We start from the raw sequence: 8,289 nt of genomic DNA on the forward strand, positions 1-8,289 counted from the left end.
GCGTTTGCGGTATGGCCAAGGTCTTCGCCGCCAAGCAGAAGAACCACGGCCTCGCCCTTATGGGCGGGGTCGTTTCTGTTAGGCATGGGCGTTATGCCGCCTCCAGCATCGAAAGGAGGCTGTCCCACCTTACCAAGGTTCGGTGGCCGACTCGCACCGTCTTGAGATTGCCGGCGCTGATTGCCCTGTAGAGGGTGCTGCGGCTGAGGCCGGTCGCCTCAACTGCCTCGTTGATAGAGCCCGTGATTTTCATCGTTAGCCTCCGACAGATCGGTGGCGCGCGCGGAGAACACAAAAAAAGCCGCCCCGAATTTCGGAGCGACTTGGATGTCACGCGGCCAGTATGGTTGATTGAAACGAAAAAAAGGCCCCCGGATGGGAGCCTTTTCTGAACGCGACAAGCGCGTGATAGCTGACTGCCAGAAACGTCAGGGGCGGTCAACACCCTTTAACATGGCATCGCATGAAACTACGCGATCTTTGCGGTCGCTCCCCAAAGCGGCAGGACATTCGACTTTCCGGCCAAATGAACGCCCCACCCGTCGAGAAGCTGGCGGCGCAGCTCAAGCAACTGCGTTCGTTTGTAGGCGCGCACCACCTTGTCAGGGATCGTGTGAGCCAACGCCGCCTCTGCGACGGCCTCAGGCATGTTCGGCATGACCTCCGCCGCCCAATCCCGGAACGACGAACGGAACCCGTGAGGCACGTAGGGAAGATCAGCATCGCGCATGATCTTGGACAGCGTCATGTCGCTCAGGGGCTTGTTCGCCACCGAGGCAAAGACGAGGCCGCTGGGTGCGCCCCGTTCGCCCTTCACCCGGCGCAGGATCGACACGGCATATTCGTTGAGGGTGACGACGTGCGCCACCTTGCTCTTCATGATCGATGCCGGCCGGCTCCACAGCCGCTTTTCCAAGTCGATCTGCTCCCAGCGTGCTTGCCGCACTTCCCCGCTGCGCGCCGCCGTGGCGACGGCGAACAGGAGCGCAAGCCGACCCGTCGTAGGGGCCTTCGCCTCCAAGTCGACAACGAAAGCGGGAACTTCGGCATAGGGCATTGCCGCCATAGCGCCGCCTGCCTCCTGCCGGCTCAGGAGGTGGCCCAATTCCCGCATCGGCGCATCAGTCGTGCGCCACTTCGACGCCTTGGCGAACGACAGCACCACCCCGATCCGATGCCGCACCTTGACCGCCATTGCCGGCTTGGCCGTCCAGATCGGCTTAAGCGCACGCGCGATGTCCGCCGCTTCGATGTGCTCCACCAGCAGATCGCCCAGCGTCGGATAGGCATGCTCAGCAAGCGACGACAGGAAAGCGTCCGCCGTCTTCGCTGCCCAGCCGTCCGCCTTCGCGATGTGCGTCGCCAGCGCGGCGTCGCGGAAGGTCTTGGCTATGAATGACCGCCTATCTCGCTCCACCACTGGGTCACGCCCGTTCAATGCGTGCTTCAGCAGCCTCGCCGCTTCCTCTCGCGCTTCGGCCAACGAGAGCTTCGCAATCGAGCCTAAGCCGATGTCGCGGCGCCTGCCCTCCACCCTAACCCGCAGCAACCACGATCGGGCACCAGTTGGCTTGACGAGAAGATAGAGCCCTCCCCCGTCACCGTGGCGGCCGGGCTTGGCGTTCTTGACCGTCAGCGCGTTCAGCTTGCCCATGCCGTTCCCTCCATGGTTCCCACCAGATAAGCGGATCGCGGTGGGTCAGCAAGACACAACATGAAACGGTAATGGCGACCTCTAAGAGGGCATGATCTTCAATTTGAACCAAGATGGCACTGCCTGATACAGATAGTTATTCTCCTACTCAGGGAGCCACCCCGCCCGCTTCGGCGTTGGACGGGAATGCGGCAGGCCAGTACCCAGATCGTCATCGCCACCAGCGGCCCCGGGCTGATCGAGTTCACCGATCGCGTGAACGCGTGGGTCGCCCAGCAGGAATTCCACGAGGGGCTGCTGACGATATTCTGTCGTCACACCTCCGCCTCGCTGCTGATCCAGGAAAATGCCGCTCCGGCGGCGCGGCGCGATCTGGAACGCTATTTCTCGCAGCTGGCACCGGAGAGCGATATGTACGAGCATGATGACGAGGGCCCCGACGATATGCCCGCCCATCTGCGCGCCGCCCTCACCGCAGTATCGCTGTCGATCCCGCTCGCATCCGGACGGCTGGCGCTCGGCACATGGCAGGGCATTTACCTGTTCGAGCATCGCCAGGCACCGCATCGACGCAGCATCGCGCTGCACCTGATCGGCGTGTGAAGCTGAAGCTTTGGTGACGCAGATTTCTGAACGGGAGCCATCCTGTTCATCGCTCGTTCCACCTTCCAAGGCTAATGCGGGGCGGTTCGCCGCATTGGGCGCGAACGGAGATGTCGATATGGCTTTTTCACTCGGCCGCAGGGCCATCGTGGCGGCCCTCGCCACCAGTACATTGTTGGTCGCCGGTTGCGCGACCGAGACGACCTACCGCCCTGCGACCGGCCAGGGTTTCAACCGGTCGGGTTATAGCGACCGGCAGATCGAACCGAATCGTTTCCTGGTCAGCTTCGCCGGCAACAGCGTGACCTCGCGCGACACCGTGGAGCGCTACCTGTTCTTCCGCGCGGCCGAACTGACGTTGCAGCAGGGCTTCGACTATTTCGTCATGGCCGACCGCGACACCAACCTCCAGTCGCGGACCTATTCGACCGGGGGCGCCTTTGGCGGTGGCTTGGGTTATGGTGGGTTCGGCGGCTTCTGGGGCCCGTCCTGGCGCTACTACGGACGCGGCTTCGGCTGGCGCAGTTGGGATCCGTGGTTCGGTGGTGGCCTGGGTCCATGGGGCAACGACTTCGACGTCCGTACGATCGACCGGTACGAGGCGACTGCGGAAATCGTGATGCGCAAGGGCCCGATCCCGCGCGAGAACATCCGGGCCTTCGATGCACGCAAGGTCGTGGAGTCGATCGGACCGTCGGTGGTCTTGCCGGAACAAGGCGGTCGCCGCCGCTGATCGGCCGGGATCGTAGATCGAGAAAGGGCCGGATCACCCAGGGTGATCCGGCCCTTTTCTATTGCCTGCCGTCATGCCCGGATCGCGCCGGCATGACGGTGAAGGTTCAGGCCGCAGCGACGTTGCCGTGGCAGTGCTTGTACTTGCGCCCCGACCCGCAGGGGCACGGTGCGTTGCGGTTGACGCGGCCCTCCCAATCGGCCGGATCCTCGCCCAGATCGGTCGGCTCCGGCCGCGGGATCTGGAGCGAGGGCAGCGTCGTCGTCACCAGCCCCAGCGTGCCGGCATCGATATCGCGGCTATTGTCCTCGCCGGTCAGCGGGTCGAAGTGGGTGGTCAGGAAATCGGGCAGCGGCGGCAGTTCCGGTGCGGGCTGGAACTGGAAATTGGCATGGGCGATGGTGCGCGTCACATCCTCGCGGATCACGTCGAGCATGCGCTGAAACAGCGAGAACGCCTCCTGCTTATACTCGTTGATCGGCGTCTTCTGCGCATAGGCGCGCAGATGGACGACCTGACGCAGCGCGTCGAGCGTCGCCAGATGCTCCTTCCAGTGATGGTCGAGGTGCTGGAGCAGGATCGACTTCTCGACCTGTAGCCAGGTCTCGGGCTCCAGCTGTGCCGACTTCTCGGCGACGGCGGCATCGGCCGCGGCCTGAACACGCTCGTCGACGATCTCGGGATCGATCGCCTCTTCCTCCAGCCACGCCTCGATCTGGACGTCGAGGTTCAGCACCTCGGCCAGGCGCGTGCGCATACCCTCGATATCCCATTGCTCGGGATAGGAGTTGGGCGGACATGCCTCGCCGACGATGGTGTTCACCGTCTCGGCACGCATGTCGGCGACCATGTCGTCGACAGACTCGGCGTCCATGATGTCGGCGCGCTGCTCGTAGATGACCTTGCGCTGGTCGTTCATCACGTCGTCATATTCGACGACCTGCTTGCGGATGTCGTAGTTGCGCGCCTCGACCTTCTTCTGCGCGGTCTCGATCGCCTTGGTCAGCCACTTGCTGCCGATCGCCTCGCCATCCTCCATGTTCGATCGCATCATGCGGGCGAACAGCGTGTCGGGGCCGAAGATTCGCAGCAGGTCGTCGTCGAGCGACAGGTAGAAGCGCGACAGGCCGGGATCGCCCTGCCGTCCCGAGCGGCCGCGCAGCTGGTTGTCGATGCGCCGGCTCTCGTGCCGCTCGGTGCCGAGCACGAACAGGCCGCCGCTCGCCAGCACCTCGGCCTTCTCCGCCGCGATTTCCGTGCGGATCGCCTCGGCCCGGACCTCGTAATCCGGCGTGCCCGCGACCAGATCGGGATGCTCGTCGCCCATCCGGAACTCGAGATTGCCGCCCAGCTGAATGTCGGTGCCACGGCCGGCCATGTTGGTCGCGATCGTCACCGCCGAGCGGCGCCCGGCCTGCGCCACGATATGCGCCTCCATCTCATGGTGGCGGGCGTTCAGCACCTTGTGGTCGACCCCCTCCTGCGTGAGGAATTCGGACAGCAGCTCGGACTTCTCGATCGATACGGTGCCGACCAGCACCGGCTGGCCCTTGCTGGCATGCTCGCCGATCTTCTTGGCGATGGCGCGGAACTTGTCCTGCGTGTCCTTGTAGAACTCGTCCTCTTCGTCGATCCGCTGGACCGGCACGTTGGTCGGGATCGAGACGACGTTCATCTTGTAGATGTCGAAGAACTCCGGCGCCTCGGTGGCGGCGGTGCCGGTCATGCCGCCCAGCTTGGGATACATGCGGAAATAGTTCTGGAAGGTGATCGAGGCCATGGTCTGGTTCTCGGGCTCGATGTTCACACCCTCCTTCGCCTCGACCGCCTGATGCAGGCCATCGGACCAGCGGCGCCCGTCCATCATGCGGCCGGTGAACTCGTCGATGATGACGACCTTCCCGTCCTTCACCAGATAGTCGACGTCGCGCTTGAACATCATGTTCGCGCGCAGCGCCTGGTTCAGGTGGTGGACGACCTGCGTGTTCTCGAAATCGTACAGGTTCTCGCCCTGGAGCAACCCCGCCGCCTCCAGCATCCGCTCGGCACGCTCGGTGCCGTCCTCGGTCAGGATGATCGACTTCTGCTTCTCGTCCTTCTCGTAATCCTCCGGATTGAACTGGCTGACGACGGCATGAACCAGCTTGTACAGCTCGGATTTGTCGTCGGTCGGGCCGGAGATGATGAGCGGGGTACGCGCCTCGTCGATCAGGATCGAATCGACCTCGTCGACGATCGCGAAGTTGAAGGCGCGCTGCACCATCGACGACCGTTCGTACTTCATGTTGTCGCGCAGATAGTCGAAGCCGAACTCGTTGTTCGTGCCGTAGGTGATGTCTGAATGGTACGCGTCGCGGCGCTGCTGGTCGGTCAGGTTCGGCACGATCGTGCCGGTGGTCAGGCCCAGGAATCCATAGACCTGCGCCATCCACGCCGCATCGCGGCTGGCGAGATAGTCGTTGACGGTCACGACGTGCACGCCCTTGCCGGGCAATGCGTTCAGATAGGTGGCGAGCGTCGCCACCAGCGTCTTGCCCTCGCCCGTTCGCATCTCGGCGATCTCGCCGCGGTGAAGGACGATGCCACCGACCATCTGCACATCATAGTGCCGCTGGCCGAGCACGCGGCGGGCCGCCTCGCGCACCGTCGCGAACGCCTCAGGCAGAAGGTCGTCAAGCGCGGTGCCGTTCGCCAGCCGCTCACGGAACTTCACCGTCTGCGCCGACAGGTCGGCATCGGACAGCGACTGGAGCATGGGCTCGAAGCTCGCGATCTTGGCGATGATCGGGTTGAGCGACTTGACATAACGATCGTTGGACGACCCGAAGATCGACTTGGCGAAACCACCGAACATGGGCGGATATTCCTGACATATGGATTGGGCCGGGCACGCCGCATCGGACGGTCCCGCAGGGAAGAAACGGCTGAGGCTGGTCCGCGGCTATTCGCGCCGGCGGGTCGCCCATAGCGGGACGGCGACGGCCGTCGGGTTCGTCGAGGCGGAAACCTGAAGTCGGCCGGCGATCTCGACCAGCGTCGGCAGCGTGGCTGTCGGTCGCGTCGCCTGCGAGCGCGGAGCGGCACGGCTCGCCGCCTGCACGACGCTGCTGCCGGCTACAGCCTGCACCGCATCGGGTGCCCGCACGGCACCACCGATCCCCGCCAGGGCGGAGAAGAGCGCGGACAGGAGGAGGAGCAGGTTCATGCGCGCCCGGACATAAGCAGCATAGGCTGAACAGTCCATCCCGCAGACATGGTTACCGGCGCCCTGCACCATGACACTGGCGCCGCACGCCCGCGTTCAGTATCGAGCGGCGCATGACCGTCTCGCCCCTCGCCCGCCCCTTTCCCGCCCTGCCGCCGGTCGCCGGCGTCGAGCTGCGCATCGCGAGAGCGCGGTACAAGACATGGGATCGCTGCGACCTGACTTTCGCGACGTTGGCAGAGGGTACGACGGTGGCCGGCGTGCTGACCCAGAGCCGCTGCCCCTCGCCCGAAGTAGAGTGGTGCCGCAAGGCGCTGGTTCTCGGAAACGCGCGTGCGCTGGTGGTGAACGCGGGAAACTCCAACGCCTTTACCGGGGATCGCGGCCGGCAGGCGGTTGAGGCGATCGCGGCGCGCACCGCGGCGCATCTCGGCTGCCAACCGTCCGACGTCTTCGCCGCCTCGACGGGCGTGATCGGCGTGCCGCTGCCGATCGACAAGGCCGAGGCGGGGCTGGACGCCGCCTTCACCGCCGAAGCCTGTGACTGGCAGGACGCCGCTGAGACGATCGGAACGACCGACACCTATCCCAAGGGCGCGAGCACCACTGCGATCGTCGACGGGCATACGGTGACCCTTGTCGGGATCATCAAGGGATCGGGCATGATCGCGCCCGACATGGCGACGATGCTGGGTTTCGTCTTCACCGACGCCGCGGTCGATCCGGCCTTTCTCCAGACTGCGCTGACAGCGGCGAACACACCCAGCTTCTCCTGCATCACCGTCGATGGCGACGCGTCGACCAGCGATACGGTACTGGCCTTCGCGACCGGCAAGGCGGGCAATGCGATGCTGGTTGATGCCGACAGCGCCGGCGCCGACGCCTTCGCCGCCGCGCTCGCCGACCTGTGCCGGCAACTGGCATTGCTCGTCGTCCGCGACGGCGAAGGCGCGACCAAGCTGATCGAGATCACGGTCGAGGGTGCCGAAAGCGATCGCAGCGCGCACCGCATCGCGATGAGCATCGCCAACTCGCCGCTGGTCAAGACCGCCATTGCCGGTGAGGACGCAAACTGGGGCCGCGTCGTCATGGCGGTCGGCAAGGCAGGGGAGCCGGCGGAGCGCGACCGGCTGGCGATCCGCTTCGGCACGACGCAGGTCGCCAGGGACGGGCTCGCGGTAAGCGGTTACGACGAGGCACCGGTCGCGGCGCACCTGAAGGGTGACGAAGTGGAGATCGGCGTCGACCTGGGTCTGGGTGATGGCCGCGCCACGGTGTGGACCTGCGACCTGACCCACGGCTACATCTCGATCAACGCCGACTATCGCAGCTGATCGCCTGCTCTGCGCCGATGCGGGCGGAATTGACGTCGGCCCGATCCATGCTATCCTTTGCAGACGCCGGGACACCCGGAAAACGAGGCCCGGCTCCTTTGGAGAGGATGGGCCATGGCTATCGTCAAGCACGACATCGAACATGCCGGCATCGACTGGAAACATGCGGGCATCGACTGGCTGATCGGCGCCGCATTCCTGGCGGCGGTGCTGCTGCTGGTCTGGCTGGCGCAATTCGTCGCCACCGCGATCATCTATCTGGGCGAAATGGTGATGTAGCGGCGGGCATGGCGTAACCGTCGCCCACTCTTTCGTCACCCAGCGCAGGCTGAGTCTCCCGAGCGGGGAGCGCATTGCCCGCCAGGCAAAGGCCCCAGCCGGCAGTGGGGCGCCGTCTTGCTGAATGGCCGCCGCATGCGCGACGGCCATCCACCGATCAGAGTGCGCCTTCCAGCCACGCCTTGATCCGCCCCTTGGGCTCGGCACCGACCTTGGTCGCCGCGGGGGCGCCGCCCTTGAACAGGATCATCGTCGGGATGCCGCGCACGCCGTAGCGGCCGGGCGCATCGGGATTGTCGTCGATGTTCAGCTTGGCAATCGTCACCTGCTCGCCCAGCTCTTCCGAGATCTCCTCCAGCGACGGCCCGATCATCTTGCAGGGCCCGCACCACTCGGCCCAGAAATCGACCAGCACCGGGCGGTCGGCGTTCAGGACGTCGGCGTCGAAGCTGGCGTCGGTGATCTGCTTGGTTGCCATCAT

Annotated in this window: 9 protein-coding genes; 4 read left to right on the forward strand and 5 right to left on the reverse strand. The window is 65.0% G+C overall.

Annotated features, from left to right (window positions below; all coding sequences use genetic code 11):
* Positions 1-91 precede the first annotated feature (91 nt).
* Positions 92-253 (reverse strand): helix-turn-helix transcriptional regulator, encoded by a 162-nt coding sequence (locus tag Q5H91_RS03710; RefSeq protein ID WP_305171863.1) that lies wholly within the window; start codon positions 251-253, stop codon positions 92-94.
* Positions 254-469: 216 nt separating this feature from the next.
* Entirely contained in the window at positions 470-1,654 is a 1,185-nt protein-coding gene (locus tag Q5H91_RS03715; RefSeq protein ID WP_305171865.1) for a tyrosine-type recombinase/integrase, read from the reverse strand.
* Positions 1,655-1,840: 186 nt separating this feature from the next.
* Between Q5H91_RS03715 and Q5H91_RS03720 the strand changes: the two genes are divergently transcribed.
* Entirely contained in the window at positions 1,841-2,257 is a 417-nt protein-coding gene (locus Q5H91_RS03720; RefSeq protein ID WP_305171866.1) for a secondary thiamine-phosphate synthase enzyme YjbQ, read from the forward strand.
* 118 nt (positions 2,258-2,375) lie between these two features.
* Positions 2,376-2,990, forward strand: a complete 615-nt coding sequence (locus tag Q5H91_RS03725) for a CC0125/CC1285 family lipoprotein (RefSeq protein ID WP_305171867.1) — start codon at positions 2,376-2,378, stop codon at positions 2,988-2,990.
* Positions 2,991-3,096: 106 nt separating this feature from the next.
* On the opposite strand, the gene secA is transcribed toward Q5H91_RS03725, so the two are convergent.
* The gene (gene secA, locus Q5H91_RS03730; protein ID WP_305171868.1) at positions 3,097-5,844 is read right to left on the reverse strand and encodes a preprotein translocase subunit SecA; all 2,748 of its coding nucleotides are present in this window, start codon (positions 5,842-5,844) and stop codon (positions 3,097-3,099) included.
* A gap of 87 nt (positions 5,845-5,931) precedes the next feature.
* Positions 5,932-6,195, reverse strand: coding sequence for a hypothetical protein (locus tag Q5H91_RS03735; protein WP_305171869.1), 264 nt, complete (start codon positions 6,193-6,195; stop codon positions 5,932-5,934).
* 113 nt (positions 6,196-6,308) lie between these two features.
* Between Q5H91_RS03735 and argJ the strand changes: the two genes are divergently transcribed.
* Positions 6,309-7,529, forward strand: coding sequence for a bifunctional glutamate N-acetyltransferase/amino-acid acetyltransferase ArgJ (gene argJ, locus Q5H91_RS03740; protein ID WP_305171870.1), 1,221 nt, complete (start codon positions 6,309-6,311; stop codon positions 7,527-7,529).
* A 114-nt stretch (positions 7,530-7,643) separates the two neighbouring features.
* A complete protein-coding gene (locus tag Q5H91_RS03745) occupies positions 7,644-7,808 on the forward strand; it encodes a hypothetical protein (RefSeq protein ID WP_305171871.1) in 165 nt (54 codons plus the stop codon).
* 157 nt (positions 7,809-7,965) lie between these two features.
* On the opposite strand, the gene trxA is transcribed toward Q5H91_RS03745, so the two are convergent.
* Positions 7,966-8,286 (reverse strand): thioredoxin TrxA, encoded by a 321-nt coding sequence (gene trxA / locus Q5H91_RS03750; RefSeq protein ID WP_305172379.1) that lies wholly within the window; start codon positions 8,284-8,286, stop codon positions 7,966-7,968.
* Between the last annotated feature and the right edge of the window lie 3 nt (positions 8,287-8,289).

Origin of the sequence: Sphingomonas aurea (assembly GCF_030678875.1) — a bacterium.
In the GTDB taxonomy this organism is placed as follows: domain Bacteria; phylum Pseudomonadota; class Alphaproteobacteria; order Sphingomonadales; family Sphingomonadaceae; genus Sphingomonas; species Sphingomonas aurea.